This window comes from Streptomyces sp. NPDC003032, assembly GCF_053591415.1.
The window spans coordinates 57,826-78,840 of record NZ_JBSFTT010000031.1 but is presented as its reverse complement, the minus strand read 5'-3'; the positions used below and the strand labels follow the sequence as shown (position 1 = coordinate 78,840).

General features: G+C 71.9%; 17 protein-coding genes and 3 tRNA genes. 12 read left to right on the top strand and 8 right to left on the bottom strand.

Annotation, left to right across the window (positions count from 1 at the left end; all coding sequences use genetic code 11):
* Positions 1-11: 11 nt before the first annotated feature.
* From ACWDZ7_RS33175 to ACWDZ7_RS33155, 5 genes are all read left to right on the top strand, one after another.
* Positions 12-2,240 carry a DNA polymerase III subunit gamma and tau gene (locus ACWDZ7_RS33175; protein ID WP_451802152.1) on the top strand — a complete coding sequence of 743 codons (2,229 nt, stop codon included), beginning with the start codon at positions 12-14 and terminating at the stop codon, positions 2,238-2,240.
* Between the two features lie 632 nt (positions 2,241-2,872).
* Complete coding sequence (gene purD, locus ACWDZ7_RS33170; protein ID WP_451802150.1) at positions 2,873-4,126, top strand: phosphoribosylamine--glycine ligase; 1,254 nt, start codon at positions 2,873-2,875, stop codon at positions 4,124-4,126.
* 394 nt (positions 4,127-4,520) lie between these two features.
* Entirely contained in the window at positions 4,521-6,689 is a 2,169-nt protein-coding gene (locus ACWDZ7_RS33165) for a hypothetical protein (RefSeq protein WP_451802148.1), read from the top strand.
* Between the two features lie 276 nt (positions 6,690-6,965).
* Entirely contained in the window at positions 6,966-8,453 is a 1,488-nt protein-coding gene (locus tag ACWDZ7_RS33160) for a N,N-dimethylformamidase beta subunit family domain-containing protein (RefSeq protein ID WP_451802146.1), read from the top strand.
* Between the two features lie 165 nt (positions 8,454-8,618).
* Positions 8,619-9,515 carry a phosphoribosylaminoimidazolesuccinocarboxamide synthase gene (locus tag ACWDZ7_RS33155; protein WP_451802145.1) on the top strand — a complete coding sequence of 299 codons (897 nt, stop codon included), beginning with the start codon at positions 8,619-8,621 and terminating at the stop codon, positions 9,513-9,515.
* Between the two features lie 66 nt (positions 9,516-9,581).
* Here ACWDZ7_RS33155 and ACWDZ7_RS33150 read toward each other — a convergent pair.
* The 8 genes from ACWDZ7_RS33150 to ACWDZ7_RS33115 form a co-directional block, all read right to left on the bottom strand.
* Positions 9,582-9,657: transfer RNA gene (locus ACWDZ7_RS33150), tRNA-Gly, on the bottom strand.
* A gap of 23 nt (positions 9,658-9,680) precedes the next feature.
* Positions 9,681-10,289, bottom strand: a complete 609-nt coding sequence (locus ACWDZ7_RS33145) for a response regulator (RefSeq protein WP_451802143.1) — start codon at positions 10,287-10,289, stop codon at positions 9,681-9,683.
* Positions 10,286-11,704, bottom strand: a complete 1,419-nt coding sequence (locus ACWDZ7_RS33140; RefSeq protein WP_451802142.1) for a sensor histidine kinase — start codon at positions 11,702-11,704, stop codon at positions 10,286-10,288. Before ACWDZ7_RS33140 ends, ACWDZ7_RS33145 begins: the two co-directional genes overlap by 4 nt.
* On the bottom strand, positions 11,677-12,462 hold the full coding sequence (locus ACWDZ7_RS33135) for an ABC transporter permease (protein WP_451802141.1): 786 nt from the start codon (positions 12,460-12,462) through the stop codon (positions 11,677-11,679). Before ACWDZ7_RS33135 ends, ACWDZ7_RS33140 begins: the two co-directional genes overlap by 28 nt.
* Positions 12,459-13,457, bottom strand: coding sequence for an ABC transporter ATP-binding protein (locus ACWDZ7_RS33130; protein ID WP_451802139.1), 999 nt, complete (start codon positions 13,455-13,457; stop codon positions 12,459-12,461). Before ACWDZ7_RS33130 ends, ACWDZ7_RS33135 begins: the two co-directional genes overlap by 4 nt.
* Before the next feature lie 208 nt (positions 13,458-13,665).
* Positions 13,666-13,741: transfer RNA gene (locus ACWDZ7_RS33125), tRNA-Gly, on the bottom strand.
* 79 nt (positions 13,742-13,820) lie between these two features.
* Positions 13,821-13,892: transfer RNA gene (locus ACWDZ7_RS33120), tRNA-Gly, on the bottom strand.
* A 125-nt stretch (positions 13,893-14,017) separates the two neighbouring features.
* Positions 14,018-14,335 (bottom strand): histone-like nucleoid-structuring protein Lsr2, encoded by a 318-nt coding sequence (locus ACWDZ7_RS33115; RefSeq protein ID WP_451802137.1) that lies wholly within the window; start codon positions 14,333-14,335, stop codon positions 14,018-14,020.
* Positions 14,336-14,686: 351 nt separating this feature from the next.
* Here ACWDZ7_RS33115 and purS point away from each other — a divergent pair, with 351 nt between their 5' ends.
* The 7 genes from purS to ACWDZ7_RS33080 all read left to right on the top strand — a co-directional run bounded on the left by purS (position 14,687) and on the right by ACWDZ7_RS33080 (position 20,905).
* Positions 14,687-14,938: a phosphoribosylformylglycinamidine synthase subunit PurS gene (gene purS, locus ACWDZ7_RS33110; RefSeq protein ID WP_125513820.1), complete on the top strand. Its 252-nt coding sequence runs from the start codon at positions 14,687-14,689 to the stop codon at positions 14,936-14,938.
* Entirely contained in the window at positions 14,935-15,624 is a 690-nt protein-coding gene (gene purQ / locus ACWDZ7_RS33105) for a phosphoribosylformylglycinamidine synthase subunit PurQ (protein ID WP_451802135.1), read from the top strand. The genes purS and purQ overlap by 4 nt, the downstream gene beginning before the upstream one ends.
* Positions 15,624-17,873, top strand: a complete 2,250-nt coding sequence (purL, locus tag ACWDZ7_RS33100; RefSeq protein ID WP_451802133.1) for a phosphoribosylformylglycinamidine synthase subunit PurL — start codon at positions 15,624-15,626, stop codon at positions 17,871-17,873. The genes purQ and purL overlap by 1 nt, the downstream gene beginning before the upstream one ends.
* Positions 17,874-18,032: 159 nt before the next feature.
* Positions 18,033-18,533 carry an ArsR/SmtB family transcription factor gene (locus ACWDZ7_RS33095; protein ID WP_451802132.1) on the top strand — a complete coding sequence of 167 codons (501 nt, stop codon included), beginning with the start codon at positions 18,033-18,035 and terminating at the stop codon, positions 18,531-18,533.
* 51 nt (positions 18,534-18,584) lie between these two features.
* Positions 18,585-19,418, top strand: a complete 834-nt coding sequence (locus ACWDZ7_RS33090) for a M23 family metallopeptidase (protein ID WP_451802130.1) — start codon at positions 18,585-18,587, stop codon at positions 19,416-19,418.
* Between the two features lie 34 nt (positions 19,419-19,452).
* Complete coding sequence (locus tag ACWDZ7_RS33085) at positions 19,453-20,094, top strand: TetR/AcrR family transcriptional regulator (protein ID WP_451802129.1); 642 nt, start codon at positions 19,453-19,455, stop codon at positions 20,092-20,094.
* Positions 20,095-20,104: 10 nt separating this feature from the next.
* Positions 20,105-20,905 carry a sterol carrier family protein gene (locus ACWDZ7_RS33080; protein WP_451802127.1) on the top strand — a complete coding sequence of 267 codons (801 nt, stop codon included), beginning with the start codon at positions 20,105-20,107 and terminating at the stop codon, positions 20,903-20,905.
* The last annotated feature ends 110 nt before the right edge of the window (positions 20,906-21,015 follow it).

The window sequence follows — 21,015 nt, the reverse complement described above, 5'->3', positions numbered from 1 at the left end:
ACCTCGTATGCGTGTCGTCTCTCGCGTTGTACCGCCGTTATCGCCCGGAGTCGTTCGCCGAGGTCATCGGGCAGGAGCATGTGACAGACCCGCTGCAGCAGGCGCTGCGGAACAACCGGGTCAATCACGCGTACCTGTTCAGTGGCCCGCGCGGCTGCGGCAAGACGACGAGCGCGCGCATCCTGGCCCGCTGTCTCAACTGTGAGCAGGGTCCCACTCCCACGCCCTGCGGCGAGTGCCAGTCCTGCCGCGACCTGGCGAGGAACGGTCCGGGATCGATCGACGTCATCGAGATCGACGCCGCGTCGCACGGCGGCGTGGACGACGCCCGTGACCTGCGCGAGAAGGCCTTCTTCGGCCCCGCGTCGAGCCGGTACAAGATCTACATCATCGACGAGGCCCACATGGTCACATCGGCGGGGTTCAACGCCCTGCTGAAGGTGGTCGAGGAGCCCCCGGAGCACCTCAAGTTCATCTTCGCGACGACCGAGCCCGAGAAGGTCATCGGCACGATCCGGTCGCGTACGCACCACTATCCGTTCCGCCTCGTGCCCCCCGGCACCCTCCGTGAGTACCTGGCGGAGGTCTGCGGCCGCGAGGAGATGGCCGTCGAGGAAGGCGTGCTGCCGCTGGTCGTGCGCGCCGGCGCCGGATCGGTGCGTGACTCGATGTCCGTCATGGACCAGCTGCTCGCCAGTGCGGCCGAGGCAGGTGTGACGTATGCCATGGCGACGTCCCTGCTCGGATACACGGACGGTTCGCTGCTGGACTCCGTGATCGAGGCCTTCGCCTCCGGGGACGGGGCGGCGGCCTTCGAGGTCGTGGACCGCGTCATCGAGGGCGGCAACGACCCGCGGCGCTTCGTGGCCGACCTCCTGGAGCGGCTGCGCGACCTCGTGATCCTCGCGGCCGTGCCGGACGCCGCCGAGAAGGGGCTCATCGACGCCCCCGCCGACGTCGTCGAGCGGATGCGGGCGCAGGCCGGTGTCTTCGGAGGCGCCGAACTCAGCCGCGCCGCCGACATCGTCAACGAAGGCCTGACCGAAATGCGCGGCGCCACCTCGCCGCGGCTCCAGCTGGAACTGATCTGCGCGCGCGTGCTGCTCCCCGCGGCGTACGACGACGAGCGCTCCGTCATGGCCCGCCTCGACCGCCTGGAGCGCGGCGGGAACTTCGTCCCGGGCGGCCAGGGCCCCGGTCTCGCGATGGCGTACGTGCCCGGGCCGGAGGCCCATGCGGGCGGTCTGGCGTCGGCCCCGCAGATGCCCGCGGCCTCTCCGGTGTCGGCGGTGTCCGCGGTGCCTCCGGGGGGCGGGCCCGCCGCCGCGCGTGCGGCTGTACGAGGGGCGGGGGCGCCGCAGGACGGCCCCTCCCCGGCGCCGGAAGCGGCCGCACCGGCCACAGCTGCGGCGCCGACCCCTCAGGCAGCGCCCCCCGCCGCTCCGCCCGCCGCTCCTGCGGGTGAGCGGCGGCCCGGTGGCTGGCCGACGGCTTCGGCCCCCGGCAGCGGCCCGGCGGCCCCGCCCGCGACTCCCGCTGCCGCTCCTGCTCCTGCCTCTGAGGCAGCGCCGCGTCCGGGTGGCTGGCCCACCGCGGCGCCCTCGGGCCGCGGAGCCCCGGCCCCGGCCGCGGCCGCGCAGACTTCCGCCCCGGCGGCTGCCCCGGCCCCGGCGCCCATGGCCCCCCAGGCGGCCCCCGTCGGCGGGCCCGACCCGCGCAGCCTCTGGCCGAACATCCTCGAGGCGGTGAAGAACCGCCGCCGCTTCACCTGGATCCTGCTCAGCCAGAACGCCCAGGTGGCGGGCTTCGACGGCACGACGCTCCAGATCGGCTTCGTCAACGCGGGGGCGAGGGACAACTTCGCCAGCAGCGGCAGCGAGGACGTGCTGCGGCAGGCGCTGTCCGAGCAGTTCGGCGTGCAGTGGAAGGTCGAGGCGATCGTCGACCCGTCCGGCGGCTCCGCGCCCCCGCCGGCCGCGGCCAACTTCGGCGGCGCCGCCCCGCGCCCCCCGGCCCCGCCGCAGCAGCCGACCCCGCCCCCGACCGCCCCGACCCCGCCCCCACCGGCCCCGGACCCGACCCCGCCCCGCCGCTCGGCCCCCGCCCCGGAACACGTCTCCCCCGAGGACGACGTCCCCGAGGACGACGACCCGGACCTGGTCGAATCGGCCCTCTCCGGCCACGACCTGATCGTCAGAGAACTGGGCGCGACGGTGGTCGACGAGTACCCGAACGACTAACTCGGTCGGCCCCGCTCCCGCCCTGCCTGGAATCGCCGGGCAACGGTCTCCGCGGGCACGCCTTGGTCGCCCGAGGGCTGGGCGGGGGCAGGGGCAGTGGTCGGTGAAGTGCCCGGTCGACTAGCCCGGGGCGGTCTCGCCGGGGTCACCGGGCGAACGGTCTCCGCGGGCACGCCTTGGTCGCCCGAGGGCTGGGCGGGGGCAGGGGCAGTGATCGCCCCGGGGACTGGGCGGGAAGGCAGCGGTCGGCGAGTACCCGGTCGACCAACTCGGTTGGTCCCGCCCTGGAATCGTCGCTGAGCGGCCTTCGCGGCCACGCCCTGAAGGCCCGAGAACTGGACGCGAAGGCAGCGCGCGCCCTGATCGCCCGAGAGCTGGGCGGGAAGGCAGCGGCTGGCGAGTACCCGATCGACTAGCCGGGGCGGCAGCCCCAGGGCGGCCCCCCTGTAATCGCCGGGCAAACGGGTGGGTAGGTGGGAGACGTCCGCCGCGGGGCGGCGGTTCGGGGCGGGGGCGGCGCACCGGGGCAGGCGGCCCAGCCCAGGCCGACTGGAGGAACGTACAAGAGGCTCCGGAGCCAGACCTGGTGGCCCGTACGAACCCACCCCGCCCCGCGGGCTAGGCTGACCACCGTGAAGGTCCTCGTCATCGGCAGTGGTGCCCGCGAACACGCCCTGTGCCGCTCTCTGTCCCTCGACCCCGACGTCTCCGAGCTGCACTGCGCCCCCGGCAACGCCGGCACCGCGGAAGTGGCGCGGACGCACCAGGTCGACGCCCTCGACGGCGCCGCCGTGGCGTCCCTCGCCCAGCGGTTGGGCGCGGGGCTCGTCGTCGTGGGCCCGGAGGCCCCGCTCGTCGCCGGCGTCGCCGACGCCGTACGCGCCGCGGGCATCCCCTGCTTCGGCCCGTCCCAGGAGGCCGCCCGGCTGGAGGGCTCCAAGGCGTTCGCCAAGGACGTCATGGCGGGCGCGAGCGTACCGACCGCCCGGTCGTACGTCTGTACGACCGCGGAGGAGGTCGACGAGGCGCTCGACGCCTTCGGAGCGCCGTACGTCGTCAAGGACGACGGGCTCGCCGCCGGCAAGGGCGTCGTCGTCACCGACGACATCGAGGCGGCCCGCGAGCACGCCCTCGCCTGCGACCGCGTGGTCATCGAGGAGTTCCTGGACGGCCCCGAGGTCTCCCTCTTCGCGATCACCGACGGCGAGACGGTCGTCCCGCTGAGGCCCGCCCAGGACTTCAAGCGCGCGCTCGACGGCGACGAGGGCCCGAACACGGGCGGCATGGGCGCCTACTCGCCCCTCCCGTGGGCCGACCCGAAGCTGGTCGACGACGTCATGCAGAGCGTGCTCCAGCCGACCGTCGACGAGCTGCGCCGCCGCGGCACCCCGTTCACCGGGCTGCTGTACGCGGGCCTCGCGATCACCAGTCGCGGCGTACGCGTCATCGAGTTCAACGCCCGTTTCGGCGACCCCGAGACCCAGGTGGTCCTGGCCCGCCTGAAGACCCCGCTCGCCGGGCTCCTCCTCGCCGCGGCGACCGGCAACCTCGCCGATCTGCCCCCGCTGCGCTGGAGCGACGAGGCCGCGGTGACCGTGGTCGTCGCCTCGCACAACTACCCCGGTACGCCTCGCACGGGTGACCCCATCGAGGGGCTCGACGAGGTCGCGGCGAAGGATGCGCCTCACGCGTACGTTCTGCACGCCGGGACCAGGCAGGACGGCGACGCCGTCGTCAGCGCGGGCGGCCGTGTGCTGTCCGTGACGGCCACCGGCGCCGACCTCACCGAGGCCCGCGAACGCGCGTACGCCGCGCTGACCCGCATCCGTCTCGACGGCGCGCAGCACCGCACGGACATCGCGGCGAAGGCGGCCGCGGAGGCGTGACCCGCCTCGCTCGTACGTGACTTCAGCCGACTTCAGACGCCTTCATACCGCCCCTCACATTTCCGCTCATACCGCTTCTCATACCGCTTCTCATACCGCCCCTCCTTCCCCCTCAGGCCCCGGATCTGACACTGGATCCGGGGCCTTTTCGGCAGCCACCTTTAGCCAAAGCCATTCCATCGAGTGACCGCTGCCCCATCCGGCTGACGACGACCGGGACCCCAACTAGGGTGCGGCACAGGTGTTCAGGACGCCCAGAGCCAAACAGACCACCGGCATTGCGCTGTCAGCGGCGGGTGCCACAGTGGGGGAGTGAGCAACACCAACGCCATTGATGAGCGCCGTCGGCCCCGGCCGGCGGCCGAGCAGTAGGCAGTAGGGGGTGCCATCGGTCGTGTCAGGTACGGGTGTGGAGGTCGGCGCGCAGGCCGCGCGCTCCCGGGCCCTCGCCGTGCTGCGTCTGCGCAGCAGGGCGCTGGCCGTCGCCCTGCTGCCCGCGGCCGCCGCCGTCGTGCTGCTCGCGGGCAGGGCCACGGGGCATATAAGCGGCGGGAGTTGGGACGTCGTGCGCTGGATCGTGACGGCGCTCGCCCTGCTGGTGCTGCTCGCCGCGGCGGGCGTCGCGCTGGTCGTCGCCCGGGCCAGGCCCGCCCTGAGCCCGACGGTCCCGATCGCAGAGGAGTCCGCCCCCGATCTGTACCGCCTGGTCCGTGATCTCGCCGACCGGCTGGACGTGCCCGCGCCCTCTGCGATAGCGCTCACTCCCGACTGCGACAGCTGGCTGGAGGACCGCACTCATCCGGCGCACGGGCCGCCCGTGCGGGCCCGGGGCGCCTCCGGGGCCCGGGGCACCTCCGGGTTCACGCGTGGCGAGGCCCCCGACGGTGTGCGCGACGCCTCCGCGTCAGCCCCGCAGCCCCCGCCCTCCACCGCGCCCGTACTCGTGATCGGCTCCCCGTTCCTGTGGTGGATGCGGGTCGGGGAGCTGCGCGCGGTGCTCGCCCCCGTCGTGGCGGGCACGGGCCCCTCCGCGCACCCCGACATAGCGGCCGCCCGGCGCTTCGTGCGCGGACTCGACGCCGCGGTCGCGGTCGCATCGGCCCCCGGCCGCGGCCCTCTGACCCGTACGGTGCTCGGCGGCGTCGGCTGGATCGCCCGGCTGCTCCTGCGCAACTGCCGGGTGCACGCCGCCGAGATGGAGCGGGGTGTCGCCGCGGCGGCCGCCGAGCGCGCCCAGACCGTCGACTACGGGGTGCGGATCGTCGCCCAGGAGCAGGTCGGCCTGGCGTACGCCGGATGGGACCGGCTGCTCACCCGGGTCGCGCTGCCTGCCTGGCGCATGGGCCGTTGGCCCTCCCGGCTCGACGCGGGCGTGGTCTCCGCGCTCACGGAGCTGTCCCGCAGGGACCGCCTGGCGGAGGGCTTCGCCTCGCGCCTGGGGGAGCGTCCCGCCTGCGACCTCCTGGAGGAGCCCGGTTCCGTGGACGAGGCGGCGTCGCTGCTCGCCGCCCGCCTCTTCCACGGCGGCCCCGCCGAGCAGGGTCCGGACTGGGCGCCGGTGGCCTGGCAGGAGTATCCGGACGAGGTCGTGGACCGCAAGTGGCGCATGGACGCGGCCCGCCTGCATCGCGTCCTGGACTCCCTGGACACCGACCACTCCGCCGACCCGACGGCCCCCGACCCCGAGGGCGCGACCCTGGCCCGAGTCCTGGACCACCTGACGAGCCACCCCGTGGCGTACGAGGCCTCACCGCCCCCGGAAGCGGAAGCGGCAGCGGCAGCGGCAGCGGCAGCGCACGCCGCCGGCCCCTACGACACCTCCGACCCCGCCGCTGCCCCGCGCGACTCCGACGCCCGTGACACCGACGGCCGCCCCGCCGCTGCGGGCGCCTATGACGCTGGCGCCCGTGACGTCGACGGCGGCGAATCCGACGGTCGCCGTGCCGCTGCGGGCGCCTATGACGCCGCCGCGTACGACGCTGGCGTCCGTGACGTCGACGGTGGTCACCCCGAGGGCCACCGCCCCGCTGCCGCCCGCGTCGCCGACGCCCGTTCCGCCGCTGTCCGCGACTCCGTAGCCCACGGCATGGAGCCCCACGTCGTCGACGCTCACATCGACCCTGACGACGCCGACCCCGACCCCGACGACGCCGACCCCCACGACGAAGGCCCCAGCGGCATCCTCGCCGCCGGTCTCAGTGCCGAGTTGGCGCGGGAGGAGGCCGCGGCGCCGCCCCGTCCGGCTCCTGCGGGACAGGGGCCCGACGAGGCGCTGTGGGACGACGGCGCGCTGCCGCTGTTCCCGCTTCAACCGCCGCGTACCGGCCGCGAACTGCTGGCCGACCACGTCACGGCGATGGTGTGCTGCGCGGCTGTCGACACGGCCGGAGCCGTGCCCGGCCTCGACTGGCTCGACGGTCCGGCCCTGCTGGTCGACGGCGAGCGGGCGGCGGATCTCGCGCCGCGTGTCCTGCGTCTCGTCGAGCACGGCGACCCGTCCGCCCTGCGCGAGTGGCTCGCCCGCCTGGGCGTCCGCCAGGAGAAGCCGGTCCGCCTGGTCTGACCCCGGACCTTGACCTGAAGCCCCCGCATCGGGGGTCCGGCGTCCGAGGCCCGACGCCGGACTTCCGGCGTCCGGTGCCTCACCAAACGGCCTCACCAAACGGCCTCACCAAACGGCCCCTCAAACGGCCCCGCCCACCCAGAACTCCCCTCCCGCTCCTGTCAATTAACGACGAACGGTGACGGAGCGCGTGCGTAATGTGATGTGCTGGGAGCGGTCGCCGAGCCGTACGTACCGTCGGCGCCGCAGGCTCAGGGGAGCGTGGGAGGGGAAGACATGGGGCAGGAGCCGATCCGCCGCTGGGAATCGGGCGCGCTGGCGCACGCCGTGTCGGACCCCTTCGGCCAGGGCCCGCTGCCCTGGCTACGCGGATCCGAGCACTACTTCGACGGCACCGGCAAAGTCGTGCCCTGGTACGTCGACCACGCCCCGGCCCCGGGCGCGAACATCCCGGCGCCCCGCACCGGCGGCCCCAAGACCGCCGATGACGTGCGCCGCCAGATCAAGGGCTTCACCTCCACCGGCGCCGCCGCCCCGGGCGAGGCGATCGACTTCCACGTCACGGTCGACCCGCCCCAGCAGTTCAGCGTCGACATCTACCGCATCGGGCACTACGGAGGGGACGGCGCCAGAAAGATCACGACCAGCCCCCGCCTGTCCGGCATCGTCCAGCCGCCCCCGCTCACCGCGGACCGCACGGTCTCCTGCCACCACTGGTGGCTCTCCTGGCGCCTGCAGATCCCGAGCTACTGGAGCATCGGGGCGTACGTGGCGGTGCTCACCACCGACGACGGGTACCGCTCGCACGTGCCCTTCACGGTCCGCGACAGCCACCCCGCCGACCTCCTGCTCCTCCTGCCGGACGTGACGTGGCAGGCGTACAACCTCTACCCGGAGGACGGCCGCACGGGCGCCAGCCTCTACCACGCGTGGGACGAGGAGGGCCGCCTCCTCGGCGAGAGCGAGGCCGCCGTGACGGTCTCCTTCGACCGTCCGTACGCGGGCGCGGGCCTGCCCCTGCACGTGGGTCACGCCTACGACTTCATCCGCTGGGCCGAGCGGTACGGCTACGACCTGGCGTACGCCGACGCCCGCGACCTGCACGCCGGCCGCATCGACCCGAGCCGCTACCGGGGCCTGGTCTTCCCGGGCCACGACGAGTACTGGTCCCCGGCCATGCGCCGCACCACCGAGCTGGCCCGCGACGGCGGCACCTCCCTGGTCTTCCTCTCCGCCAACACCATGTACTGGCAGGTGGAGCTGGGCCCCTCCCCGTCCGGGGTCCCGGACCGCCTGCTGACCTGCCGCAAGCGCCGCGGCCCCGGCAGGCCCGCCCTCTGGCGCGAGCGGGACGGCGGCAAGACGGCCGAACAGCAACTGCTCGGCATCCAGTACGCGGGCCGCGTCCCCGAGCCGCACCCCCTCGTCGTCCGCAACGCCGGGCACTGGCTGTGGGAGGCGACGGGCGCGCACGAGGGCGACGAGATCGCGGGCCTGGTCGCGGGCGAGGCCGACCGCTACTACCCGCGGACGGCGCTCCCCGAGCACCAGGGCCGCATCCTGCTCGCCCACTCGCCGTACGCCGACGCGGAGGGCGTCACCCGCCACCAGGAGTCGTCGCTCTACCGCGCCCCTTCGGGGGCCCTCGTCTTCGCGTCCGGCACGTTCGCCTGGTCCCCGGCGCTCGACCGTCCGGGCCACGTGGACACCCGCGTCCAGCGCGCCACGGCCAACCTCCTGGACCGCATCTGCAAGCGGGACTGATCGACGCGACCCCCGAGACCCCCGAGCCCCCGCCCCGCGGCCCCCGAGACCCCTGCGGCCCCCGAAACCCCCGCGATCACCCCGCTCCACCCCACCCCTGGCCAAGACCACGCCTCCGATACGGGAGAATCAACCCCAACTTGGCCAGAACCACTGGAGGGAACCGTGTCCGGATTCGTAGAAAAGCCCGAGCCGCTTCAGATCCCGGGCCTGGTGCACCTCCACACCGGCAAGGTGCGCGAGCTGTACCAGAACGAGGCGGGCGACCTGGTCATGGTCGCCAGTGACCGGCTCTCCGCCTATGACTGGGTGCTGCCCTCGGAGATCCCCGACAAGGGCCGCGTCCTCACCCAGCTCTCCCTGTGGTGGTTCGACCAGCTCGCGGACCTCGTCCCGAACCACGTCATCTCCACCGACCCGCCACAGGGCGCCCCCGCCGACTGGGCGGGCCGCACGCTCGTCTGCAAGTCCCTGGAGATGATCCCGGTCGAGTGCGTGGCCCGTGGCTACCTCACCGGCTCGGGCCTCCTGGAGTACAACGACACCCGCACCGTCTGCGGCCTCGCCCTGCCCGAAGGCCTCGTCGACGGCTCGGAGCTGCCCGGGCCGATCTTCACGCCCGCCGCGAAGGCGGCGGTCGGCGAGCACGACGAGAACGTGAGCTATGAAGAGGTCGCCCGCCAGGTCGGCCCGGAGACCGCCGCCAAGCTCCGCCAGGCGACGCTCGCCGTCTACAGCCGGGCGCGGGACATCGCGCGTGAGCGCGGCCTGATCCTCGCCGACACGAAGTTCGAGTTCGGCTTCGACGGCACGGCGCTGATCATCGGCGACGAGGTCCTGACGCCCGACTCGTCGCGCTTCTGGCCCGCGGACCAGTGGGAGCCGGGCCGCGCCCAGCCGTCGTACGACAAGCAGTTCGTGCGGGACTGGCTGACCTCGCCGGCCTCGGGCTGGGACCGCAGGAGCGAGCAGCCGCCGCCGGCGCTCCCGCAGGACGTGGTGGACGCCACGCGCGCCAAGTACATCGAGGCGTACGAGCGTCTGACCGGCACCACCTGGTAGCCGAGCGCGAAGAGCTGGGCAGGAGCACGAAGAAGGCCCCGGTCGAATCGACCGGGGCCTTTCATCTGGAGCGGACGACCAGGTTCGAACTGGCGACCTCAACCTTGGCAAGGTTGCGCTCTACCAACTGAGCTACGTCCGCGCTGCGCCGAAGCGCGAGCACAACTATACCCAACCTCGCTCGCGTGCGAGACGCGCCGCCGCATGACGGTTCTCCGCCCCGATCTTGGTCGCCGCCGAGGAGAGGTAGTTGCGGACGGTTCCGGGGGACAGCGCGGCGCGCTCGGCGATCTCCGCGACGGGCGCCCCGTCGACGGCGAGTTCGAGCACCTCGGCCTCGCGGGCGGTCAGCGGCGAGTCCCCGGCGGAGATCGCGTCGGCGGCCAACTCCGGGTCCACGTAGCGATGTCCGGCGTGCACGGTGCGGATGATCTCGGCGAGCCGCCGCGCGCTCACCGTCTTCGGCACGAAGCCGCGCACGCCCACCGCGAGGGCCCGCTTGAGATGCCCCGGTCTGCCATGGCTTGTCACGATCATGGTCCGGCAGTGCGGGAGTTCGTCCCGCAGGGATGTGGCCACCTTCACACCGTCGGCGCCCGGCATCTGGAGGTCGAGCACCGCGACGTCGGGCCGGTGGGCCCGCGCCATGGCGAGGGCCTCGGGGCCGGTCGCCGCCTCGGCGACGACGACGAGGTCGTCCTCCAGGGCGAGCAGCGCGGCGAGGGCGCCCCGGATGAGGTGCTCGTCGTCGGCGAGCAGCACGCGCAGGCTCACAGCAGGACTTCTTCCTGTACCTCGGCGGGGCTGTCGGTGGCGGTCGGCTTCAGCGGCACCCGCGCGGTGAGGCGGAACCGTCCCGCGTCGCAGGCGGCGTCCAGCGTCCCGCCCACCTCTCCGAGCCGCTCCCGCAGCCCGGCGAGCCCTGAGCCGCCGCTCGATGCGGTGTCGGGTGCCTCGGCGGGCGCCGTTGCCTTACCGGGCACCGGGGCGACGCCAGGCACCGGGGCGTCACCGGGCGCCGTCGCCTCGCCGGACACCGGGGCGGCACCGGACACCGGGGCGTCAGGCGCTCCGTCGTTCTCCACGGTCAGCGTCGTACGTTCCGACGTCACCGTCAGGGTGATGTCGCAGCGCCTGGCATCGCCGTGCCGCAGCACATTGGTGGCCGCCTCCCGCACGACCCAGCCGAGCGCGGACTGCACGGGAGCCGGCAGTCCCGCCGCCGACCCCGTCGTCCGACAGGTGATCCCCGCGGCGTCGAGGACCCCCCGGGCGCCGATGAGTTCGACGTCGAGGTCGATCCCGCGGTAGCCGCGGACGACTTCGCGCACCTCACGCTGCGACTCCTGCGCGATGCGCTGCACCTCGACCATCTGGTCCACGGCTTCGGGGCGCCCGCGCCGGGCGAGCTGCACGGCCAGTTCACTCTTGAGCGCGATGACGGCGAGGTTGCGGCCCATGACGTCGTGCAGGTCACGCCCGAACCGCAGCCGCTCCTCGGCGACCGCGAGCCGTGCCTCGACCTCCCTGGCGTGGTCGGCCTCCCACATCACGGAGAGCGTCCAGGCGCCGCAGCGCGCGGACAGCAGGGTCAACAGGCCGCCCAAGGCGATCAGACCGGCGAGTGCGAGCAGCCGCCCGTCCCGCGCGCCGGCGGCGGCGAACGCGGCCACGAGCACGACGTCCATGATCGCGACGCGGGCCAGGAAGCCCCGGACGGTGATGGCGAAGGACAGTGCCTGACAGAACGGGATCATCAGGTACATGACGGTGAGGCCGAGCAGTCCGTCCCTGACCCCGTCCATGGCCTCCAGGGCGACCGCCAGGGCATAGGCGACGCCCATCAGGACGCCGGCCACGGCGATGTCGCGGCGCGGCAGCTCGCCTCGCTTCAGGAAGTGGTCGAGCGACCGCCGCAGCGAGCGATTGGCGTGTACGCACTGCGCCGCGCCGACCACGATCAGCGTCCAGCCGAGGATCCGCGCCGCGGGCTCCGGGCGCAGGCTCAGGCCCAGCGGCAGCGAGCTCCAGCTGAGGTAGAAGACCCACGGCAGGGCGTGCCACATGGCGACGCTCTGGAACTCGACCTTCTCGATCTTGCTCCGCGCGTGCCAGCCACGCTGCCAGCGCCGAATCCGGCCCACCACCTCGACCGCCCCTCTCAGTGCCGGGGTTCCCAGCGGAACCATCGGCGTACAGCAAACACCGCGAGGACCGTCCAGGCCACCGCGGTGGCCGTGGCACCGAGGGCGTCGCCCACCGAGAGGCCGCCGGTCCAGCCGCCGCGCACGAGTTCGATCACCGGGGAGAGCGGAAGGAGTTCGCAGACGGAGGCGAGGGTGTCGGGCATGCTTTCGAGCGGCACGGTCAGCCCGGAGCCCAGCATCGACGCGAAGATCAGCGGCATGCTCATGACCTGGGCGGTCTCCGACGTCTTGCTGAAGCTCGCCGTGACGGCCGCGAGCGCCCCGAACATCACGACGCCGAGGAGTACGCCGAGGACCGGGTACAGCACGTTGTCGGGCGCCCCCGCGTCCAGCAGCGCGAGGCAGCCGGCCGTGAGCAGCAGTATCTGTACGAGGCCTATGGCGACGGCGGGCAGCGAGGCGCCCACCAGGATCTCGTGGTCCCGCAGCTCTCCGGTCCGCAGCCGCTTCAGCACCAGCTCCTCGCGCCGGGCCACGAAGACGCCGATCAGGGAGCCGTAGACGGCGAAGACCAGCGAGAAGCCGATGGCGGACGGCAGGACCATGGTGCCGACGGAGAGCCCGACGTCCAACAGGTCGGCCTCGTCCATCGCCGAGCTGAGGCTGAACGGCAGCGCCACCGGCACGAACAGCGCCGCGAACAGCGTTCCCTTGCTTCGCCCGAGCAGCGTCAGCTCGGCACGCGCCAGCGCCCGCATCCGCCCCCCGGGGGTCGTCACAGCCACTGTGCCCGTGCTCATATCGCCATCTCCTTCTCGGCGGGAACCCCCTGGGAGGCCCCGTTCCCCGTGCCTCCCGTGCTCTCCGTGCTTTCTGTGCTCTCCGCATCTCGCGCGATCCGCAGGAACGCCTCCTCCAGCGAGGCCGCCCGCACATCGAGCGCCCCCAGCTCGACCCGCGCGTCCCTGGCCCACAGAAGCAGCCCTGTGGCGGCCCGTTGCAGTTCGTTCGTACGCAGCCTCACCCGGCGCCCCGCGGTCTCGTGCCCGGTCACGCCGAGCTCGGCGAGCGGCGGCAGATCGCCGACGAAGTACCCCTCGGGCAGTTCGAAGGAGACGTGGGAGGGCTGCGCGGCGACCACGTCGGCGACGCTTCCCTCGGCGGCGATCCGCCCCTCGTGCAGGATCGCGAGCCGGTCGGCCAGCTCCTCGGCCTCTTCGAGGTAGTGCGTGGTCAGCAGCACGGTGGTGCCGCCCTCGCGCAGTTCCCGGACCAGCTCCCAGGTCTCGCGGCGCCCCTCGGCGTCGAGCCCGGTGGTGGGCTCGTCGAGGAAGAGCACCTCGGGCCGCCCGATGAGCGCCATGGCCAGGTCGAGCCGCCGCTTCTCGCCGCCGGACAGCTGCTTCACGCGGACGCCGGACCGCTTGCCGAGCCCCACGATGTCCAGGGCCTCCGCGGCGGGCCGCGCACCGCTGGTGCACCCGGCCCACATCCGCACGGTCTCCGCGACCGTCAACTCGGCGGGGAAGCCGCCCTCCTGGAGCATGACGCCGATGCGCGGCCGCACCGCGCTCCGCTCGGTGTACGGGTCGTGCCCGAGGACCCGGACGTGTCCGCCGGCCGGTGCCGCGAGGCCTTCGAGCAGTTCGACGGTGGACGTCTTGCCGGCGCCGTTGGTGCCGAGCAGCGCGAACAGCTCGCCCCGGCCGACGCCGAAGGAGATCCCCCGCACCGCCTCGAAACCGCCCCCGTACACGCGCCGGAGATCCGTCACGTCGATCACTTGGTCAGTCATGGGAAGAGCATCTCCCGGCCCCGGACGCGGGAGCAGTGCGCGCTGTCACCGGCCCGTATGACAAATGTCAGAAGCACCCGGCCCCGTACACGGCGCACGCACAAGGCGCACGCACACGGCGTACACCCACGATGTACGCACACGATGTACGCACACGATGTACGCACACGAAGAAGGTCCCGGTCGGATCGACCGGGACCTTCTTGACTGGAGCGAACGACGAGGTTCGAACTCGCGACCTCAACCTTGGCAAGGTTGCGCTCTACCAACTGAGCTACGTTCGCACTGCCTCCGACCAGCTCTCACTGGTCGGCGCGAGCACCAGCTTACCGCAACCAGATGACTGGTCCGTAAGCGGTGCGGAGCGGGTGACAGGAATTGCACACTGCGCCTTCCCCCTGGAAGGGGGATGTTCTACTACTGAACTACACCCGCACAGACTCCGTGAGGTCCGGCTTTTCGGCCTTACCCCTCGGCGTGCTCCAGACTCTAGCTGACCAGCGGGGGTGCAGCGCAAGTCGGTTGCCGCGAGGGGCTCGGGGACCGCGTGGAGCGCGAGGTCAGTTGGCGGCCTCGAACGCCTCGTAGACCTTCTTGGGGATGCGGCCGCGCGGCGGCACGTTCATCTGGTGCGAGCGCGCCCAGGCCCGGACGGCCGACGGGGCAGGGGACACGGCTGTGTGCCGGAACGCCTTCCCGGACTTCGACTGCTTACGGGCCGCCTCCAGGTACGGGGCAAGTGCCGTGCGCAGTTTCTTGGCATTGGTTTGGTTGAGGTCGATCTCGTACGACTTCCCGTCAAGACCGAACGCGACCGTTTCCGCCGCTTCCCCGCCGTCCATGTCGTCAAAGAGAGTGACTACGACACGCTGCGCCACGAATATCGGTCCCTTCGTGCGGCCCACCGCGCTGACGTGCGGTGATGCCGACTGTCCGGCTGATTTGGGCAAAGTATCGACTATTGCCATTTCCTTTGTACAGTGCCTGGCATTGAATTGTGAAGTCCGGCCGAATACCTCCGCGTGTCCGGCGGCAATGCGGATCCGTGATCTTTTCCTGGATTCTCTGTGAAGGTGCCCTGTTCGATACCTTTCGGATCATCGGAACGTGACCGTCATCACGTAGTTTCCTACGAATCTACGCGAGTAGAAATTTTGTGCCGGTAGTCTGAAGGAACCTGCTCAGCACCAGCAAGCAGCACACGCCAGCACCACACACCGGGAGTGCCAGTGGCACGCGTCGTAGTCGACGTCATGCTCAAGCCGGAGATCCTCGACCCCCAGGGCCAGGCGGTGCAGCGTGCACTGCCGCGCCTCGGTTTCCAGGGCATCTCCGACGTACGTCAGGGAAAGCGTTTCGAACTCGAGGTCGACGGGCCGGTCGACGACGCGGCCCTCGCCCGTATCCACGAGATGGCGGAAACCTTCCTCGCCAACACCGTGATCGAGGACTTCGTCGTAAAGGTGGAGGAAGAGAAGTGACTGCTCGAATTGGAGTCGTCACTTTCCCCGGAACCCTCGACGACCGCGACACCCAGCGCGCCGTCCGCGTGGCCGGCGCCGAGGCCGTGCCGCTCTGGCACAAGGACAAGGACCTCAAGCAGGTCGACGCCGTGGTGCTGCCCGGCGGTTTCTCCTACGGCGACTATCTGCGGGCCGGTGCCATCTCGCGTTTCTCGCCGGTGATGGAGTCCGTCATCGAGCAGGCGAAGGCCGGAATGCCGGTGCTCGGCATCTGCAACGGCTTCCAGGTGCTCACCGAGACGCACCTCCTGCCGGGCGCGATGCTGCGCAACAACCACCTGCACTTCATCTGCCGCGAGCAGAAGCTGCGCGTGGAGAGCGACCGGACCGCCTGGACCGCCGACTACACGGCCGGCCAGGAGATCTCGATCCCGCTCAAGAACATCGACGGGCAGTACGTCGCGGACGAGCGCACCCTGGACATGCTGGAGGCCGAGGGCCGCGTCGCCTTCCGGTACCTCGACACGAACCCGAACGGCTCGCTCCGTGACATCGCCGGCATCACCAACGAGGCGGGCAATGTCGTCGGTCTCATGCCGCACCCCGAGCACGCCGTGGAGCCGCTGGTCGGGACCGGCCGCACCGACGGCCTCGGATTCTTCACCTCGATCCTGAAGAACCTCATGAACAGGGCCAACGCCTGATGACTCTGGACACCGTCAAGCACGCAGCCGAGACTCCCGACGTCAAGCTGCCCTGGGCCGAACTGGGCCTGAAGGAAGACGAGTACGAGCGCGTCCGCGAGATCCTCGGCCGCCGCCCCACCGGCGCCGAGCTGGCCATGTACTCCGTCATGTGGTCCGAGCACTGCTCGTACAAGAGCAGCAAGGTCCACCTGCGGCAGTTCGGCGAGAAGGTGCCGGAGAACGACGCCATGCTCGTCGGCATCGGTGAGAACGCCGGAGTCGTGGATGTGGGTCAGGGCTACGCCGTGACCTTCAAGGTCGAGTCGCACAACCACCCCTCCTACGTCGAGCCCTACCAGGGCGCGGCCACCGGCGTCGGCGGCATCGTCCGCGACATCATCGCGATGGGCGCGCGCCCGGTCGCGGTCGTGGACCCGCTGCGGATGGGTGACGCGAACCACCCCGACACCAAGCGTGTGCTCCCCGGAGTCGTCGCGGGCATCGGCGGCTACGGCAACTGCCTGGGTCTGCCGAACATCGGCGGCGAGCTGGTCTTCGACGCCTGCTACCAGGGAAACCCGCTGGTCAACGCCGGTGCCATCGGCGTGATGCGGCATGAGGACATCCACCTCGCGAAGGCGTCCGGCCCCGGCAACAAGGTCATCCTCTACGGCGCCCGAACCGGCGGCGACGGCATCGGCGGCGCCTCGATCCTGGCTTCCGAGACCTTCGACGACAGCAAGCCGTCCAAGCGCCCCGCCGTCCAGGTCGGTGACCCCTTCCAGGAGAAGCTCCTCATCGAGTGCACCCTGGAGGCCTTCGCCGAGAAGCTGGTCGTCGGCATCCAGGACCTGGGCGCGGCCGGGCTCTCCTGCGCCACCAGTGAGTTGGCGTCCAACGGCTCCGGCGGCATGCGGGTAGAGCTGGACGACGTACCGCTGCGCGACTCCACGCTCACTCCCGAGGAGATCCTCATGAGTGAGTCGCAGGAACGCATGTGCGCGGTCGTCGAGCCCGAGAAGGTCGCGCGCTTCCTGGAGATCTGCGAGAAGTGGGACGTCATCGCCACCGTCGTCGGTGAGGTGACGGACGGCGACCGCCTGGAGATCTTCTGGCACGGCGAGAAGATCGTCGACGTCGACCCGCGCACGGTCGCGCACGACGGCCCGGTCTACGAACGTCCGTACGCCCGCCCGTCCTGGCAGGACGCGCTCCAGGCCGACGACGCGAACAAGCTGGCCCGCCCGGCGAACGCGGACGAGCTGCGCGAGCAGGTCCTCAAGCTGGTCGCCGCCCCGAACCAGGCCGCGAAGTCCTGGGTCACCGAGCAGTACGACCACTTCGTGCAGGGCAACACCGTGCTCGCCATGCCCGAAGACTCCGGGATGATCCGGATCAACGAGGAGACGGGCCTCGGCGTCGCCATCGCCACCGACGGCAACGGCCGGTTCGCGAAGCTCGACCCGTACACGGGCGCGCAGCTCGCGCTCGCCGAGTCGTACCGCAATGTGGCCGCATCCGGTGCCAAGCCGCTCGCGATCTCGGACTGCCTGAACTTCGGTTCGCCCGAGGACCCGGACGTCATGTGGCAGTTCGCCGAGGCCGTCCGCGGCCTCGCGGACGGCTGCCTGGAGCTGGGCACCCCGGTCACCGGCGGCAACGTCTCGCTCTACAACCAGACCGGCGAGGCCGCCATCCACCCGACGCCGGTCGTCGCCGTGCTCGGCGTGATCGACGACGTGGCGCGCCGCACGCCGATCGCCTTCGGGGAGGAGGGCCAGCTCCTCTACCTGCTCGGCGAGACGCGCGAGGAGTTCGGCGGTTCGGCCTGGTCGCAGGTGGTCCACGACCACCTCGGCGGTCTGCCGCCCCAGGTCGACCTGGGCCGCGAGAAGCTGCTCGCGGACATCCTGATCTCGGCCTCGCGCGACGGCATGATCGACGCCGCGCACGACCTGTCGGACGGCGGTCTGGTGCAGGCCGTGACCGAGTCCTGCCTGCGCGGCGGGAGGGGCGCGCGGCTGATCGTCCCGGACGGCCTGGACGCGTTCACCCTCCTGTTCTCCGAGTCGGCGGGGCGCGCGGTCGTGGCCGTGCCGCGCAGCGAGGAGCTGCGCTTCACCGACATGTGCGGGGCGCGGGGCCTGCCGGTCACGCGCGTCGGTGTCGTGGACGGCGACGCGATCGAGTTGCAGGGCGAGTTCACGCTGCCGCTGAGCGAGCTGCGCGAGGCGCACGAGGGGACGATTCCAGCGCTCTTCGCCTGAGCGGCGGCTTCTCTGAGACTCCTTCTCTGAGAGCCCCTTCTCTGACAGCCCTCGTCCGGACCCAGGTCCGGGCGGGGGTTTCGTCGTGTTCGGGAGGCGCCCGGCGGAGGCACCCGGCGGGGGGTTGCCAGTAATTACGTAATTACGTAACCTCCATGCATGGATCTGGAAGAGCGCGTCGCCCAGCTGGAGCGGCGCATGGCGGCACTGGAAGGCGCGGAGACCACCGCGCCCCCCATTCGCGAGAGCGACTTCTGGGCGCTGGAGGCGCTGAAGGCGAGGCTGCCGGAGTCCGAAGTACCCGATGGCGGGGTGGCCTTCACCGGAGCGGTGCGGCTGCCGACCGGGGGGCGGTACGAGTGGCAGTACGGCCACACCACCGAGCAACTCCTCGGCGACGACTGGTCCGAGGCCGCCGAGTCCTTCGCCGCGCTCGGGCACCCGGTGCGGCTGCGGTTGCTGCGGGAGGTCCTCGGCGGGCTGCGCACCGCGGCCGAGCTGAGCGCGCTCGACGACGTCGGCACGACCGGCCAGATCTACCACCACCTGCGCCAACTGACCGGCGCGGGCTGGCTGCACACCCAGGGGCGCGGCCGCTACGAGGTGCCGGCGGGCCGCGTGGTGCCGCTCCTTGTGGTGCTGTCCGCCACGCGGCCTTGAGCCAGCCCGTCCCAGGGGCGCGATCCGTCACATCGTCACAGAGGGAACGACATGTCCGTACGTCTGCGCAAGACCACCGCGGTGCTTCAGCGACTGCTGGTGCTGTACGTCTTCGGCCAGGTGGTCGCCGGATTCTTCGTGGAGCTGCCGTACCCGTACTGGGCCGGGTGGATCCCGATCGTCGGCGTCATCGTCCTCGCCTTCGTCCGGCGCCGGTCCGTCAACCGGGAGATCGGGGCGGAGCCCCCGGCGGCCGTCGAGGTCGAACCGCCGGTCACCGGCCGCTGGTCCGCGCTGAACAGCCCCGCCGACAAGGTGCCGAGCCACGGCACGCACAGCCTCGGGCAGACCTACGCCATCGACATCGTGGCCGAGCCGGAGGAGGGGCCCACGCGCCCGGCCTTCGCCTGGCTCTGGCCGGTCGTGCGCGGCAACCGCGCCTTCCCCGCCTTCGGGGCGCCGCTGCTCGCCGTCGGCGACGCCACCGTCGTTCACGCGGAGGACGGCCAGCGGGACCACCTCAGCCGCAACTCGCTCCTCGCCCTGCTGTACTTCTTCTTCGTCGAGGGGGTCGGCAGGACCCTCGGCGGCCCGCGCCGCGTCGTCGGCAACCACATGGTGCTCGACCTCGGCGGAGGCACGTACGCCCTGTACGCGCACGTCCAGCAGGGCTCGCTCACCGTCCGGGCGGGCGACAAGGTCACGGCCGGGCGGCGCCTGGGAAGCTGCGGCAACTCCGGGAACTCCACCGAGCCGCATCTGCACTTCCAGCTGATGGACGGCCCCGACCTGAACGTGGCCCGGGGCGTGCCGTTCAGCTGGCGCGGGGTCGGGGTCCCGGCGGGTCGGGAGGTCTTCACGGCCCTGACCGGAGCAGTAATTTGACCGAGGCAAAAATTCATCCTGGTACAGTACGACCATGGTCGAGGAAACTCTGGGGCTGCGTGAGCGCAAGAAGCGGCAGACCGCCCGCCGGATCTGGCGGGCCGCGCTCGACCTCTTCCTGGAGCGCGGCTACGACAAGGTCTCCGTCGCGGAGATCGCCGCCGCCGCGGAGGTCTCGAAGATGACGGTCTTCAACTACTTCGGCACCAAGGAGGATGTGCTCCTCGGCCCCATGGAGGAGCATGTCGCCGACGCCGCCGAAGCGGTGCGCGCACGTGAGCCCGGCGAGTCCGCGGTCGCCGCGCTGCGCCGCCAGTTCCTGGCCAAGGTCGCCGACCGCGACCCCTCGATCGGCCTCTCCGACGACCCGCGCCTGCTCCAGTTGCGCCAACTCATCGACGACACGCCCGCGTTGTCCCGCCGGGTGCTGCTCTTCCAGCTGCGCGGCGTCGAACTGCTCGCCGAGGTGCTCGCCGAGGAGACGGGCGACCGGCTGCTCGCGGGCGTCGCCGCCCACCAGCTCGTCGCCGCGCGGGACGCGGTCATCCTGGAGAACCACCGCCGGCTCGTCGCGGGCGACAAGGCCGACGACATGGCGGACGACTGCGCGGCCCTCGCCGGACGCGCCTTCGACCTGGTGGAAAAGGGACTTCAGGGCTACCCCGGAAACGCCTAGGCTCGCCACCATGCCACCGGCCAAGAAGCGCACGCGTTCGTACGACTCCGCCAAGATCCGCACCGCCGTGCTCGCCCAGTTCGGCAACGTACGGGAGGCGGTGCGCACCCTCACGCCCGAGCAGCTCGCCCGCCCGACCCGGCTCGGCGACTGGACCGTCCACGAACTGGCGGCCCATATCGCGATGGTGCTCGGCACCGTCCACCGCTACCTCGGCCTGCCGGAACCGGCCAAGCACGAAGTGACGCTCATGGACTGGCCGTTCGCGACCGTCACCGCCGCGGCCCAGGTCGACGAGGACACCCGCGCCATCGCGGAGAGCGCGGGCACGGAACTCGACGCGCTGTACACGCGTACGTTCACCGACATCGAGGCGTCGCTGGCCGCCGCATCCGACGAACGCCTGGTGCCCTCCCGCTTCGGCGCCATGACCCTCGGCGACTTCTTGGTCACCCGCACGGTCGAACTGACCGTGCACACCGACGACTTGAACGACGCCGTGCCGGGTCTCGACGTCCCGTACGACCGTCAGGCCCTGGCCGCCTGCGCCCGCCTGCTCGCGGACGCGCTCGCGGTGAAGGCGCCGGGAGCATCGACGGAGGTGCGGATTCCGCCGTACGCGGTGGTGCAGTGCGTCGAGGGCCCGCGGCACACCCGCGGAACGCCGCCGAACGTCGTCGAGGCCGACCCGCTGACCTGGATCCGCCTCGCCACCGGACGTACGGACTGGGCCGACGCCCTGGACGCGGCACAGGTGAGCGCGAGCGGGGAGCGGGCAGACCTGTCGGGACTGCTTCCAATCATGGGCTGACCCGGCCGGACGCCGCCCCGGCCGGACGCCGACCCGGCCCGGGGCCGACCCGATCACGGGCCGACCCGACCGGGGGCCGGATGGAACCGACACCCCCACTTGTCCCGTCC

What these genes read in the sequence shown, in the direction of transcription:
- purL (WP_451802133.1), top strand. Translation starts at nt 15,624, where the DNA reads ATGACTCTGGACACCGTCAAGCACGCAGCCGAGACTCCCGACGTCAAG.
- ACWDZ7_RS33085 (WP_451802129.1), top strand. Translation starts at nt 19,453, where the DNA reads ATGGTCGAGGAAACTCTGGGGCTGCGTGAGCGCAAGAAGCGGCAGACC.
- ACWDZ7_RS33095 (WP_451802132.1), top strand. Translation starts at nt 18,033, where the DNA reads ATGGATCTGGAAGAGCGCGTCGCCCAGCTGGAGCGGCGCATGGCGGCA.
- ACWDZ7_RS33130 (WP_451802139.1), bottom strand. Translation starts at nt 13,457, where the DNA reads ATGACTGACCAAGTGATCGACGTGACGGATCTCCGGCGCGTGTACGGG.
- ACWDZ7_RS33080 (WP_451802127.1), top strand. Translation starts at nt 20,105, where the DNA reads ATGCCACCGGCCAAGAAGCGCACGCGTTCGTACGACTCCGCCAAGATC.
- ACWDZ7_RS33160 (WP_451802146.1), top strand. Translation starts at nt 6,966, where the DNA reads ATGGGGCAGGAGCCGATCCGCCGCTGGGAATCGGGCGCGCTGGCGCAC.
- ACWDZ7_RS33090 (WP_451802130.1), top strand. Translation starts at nt 18,585, where the DNA reads ATGTCCGTACGTCTGCGCAAGACCACCGCGGTGCTTCAGCGACTGCTG.
- ACWDZ7_RS33135 (WP_451802141.1), bottom strand. Translation starts at nt 12,462, where the DNA reads ATGAGCACGGGCACAGTGGCTGTGACGACCCCCGGGGGGCGGATGCGG.
- ACWDZ7_RS33140 (WP_451802142.1), bottom strand. Translation starts at nt 11,704, where the DNA reads ATGGTTCCGCTGGGAACCCCGGCACTGAGAGGGGCGGTCGAGGTGGTG.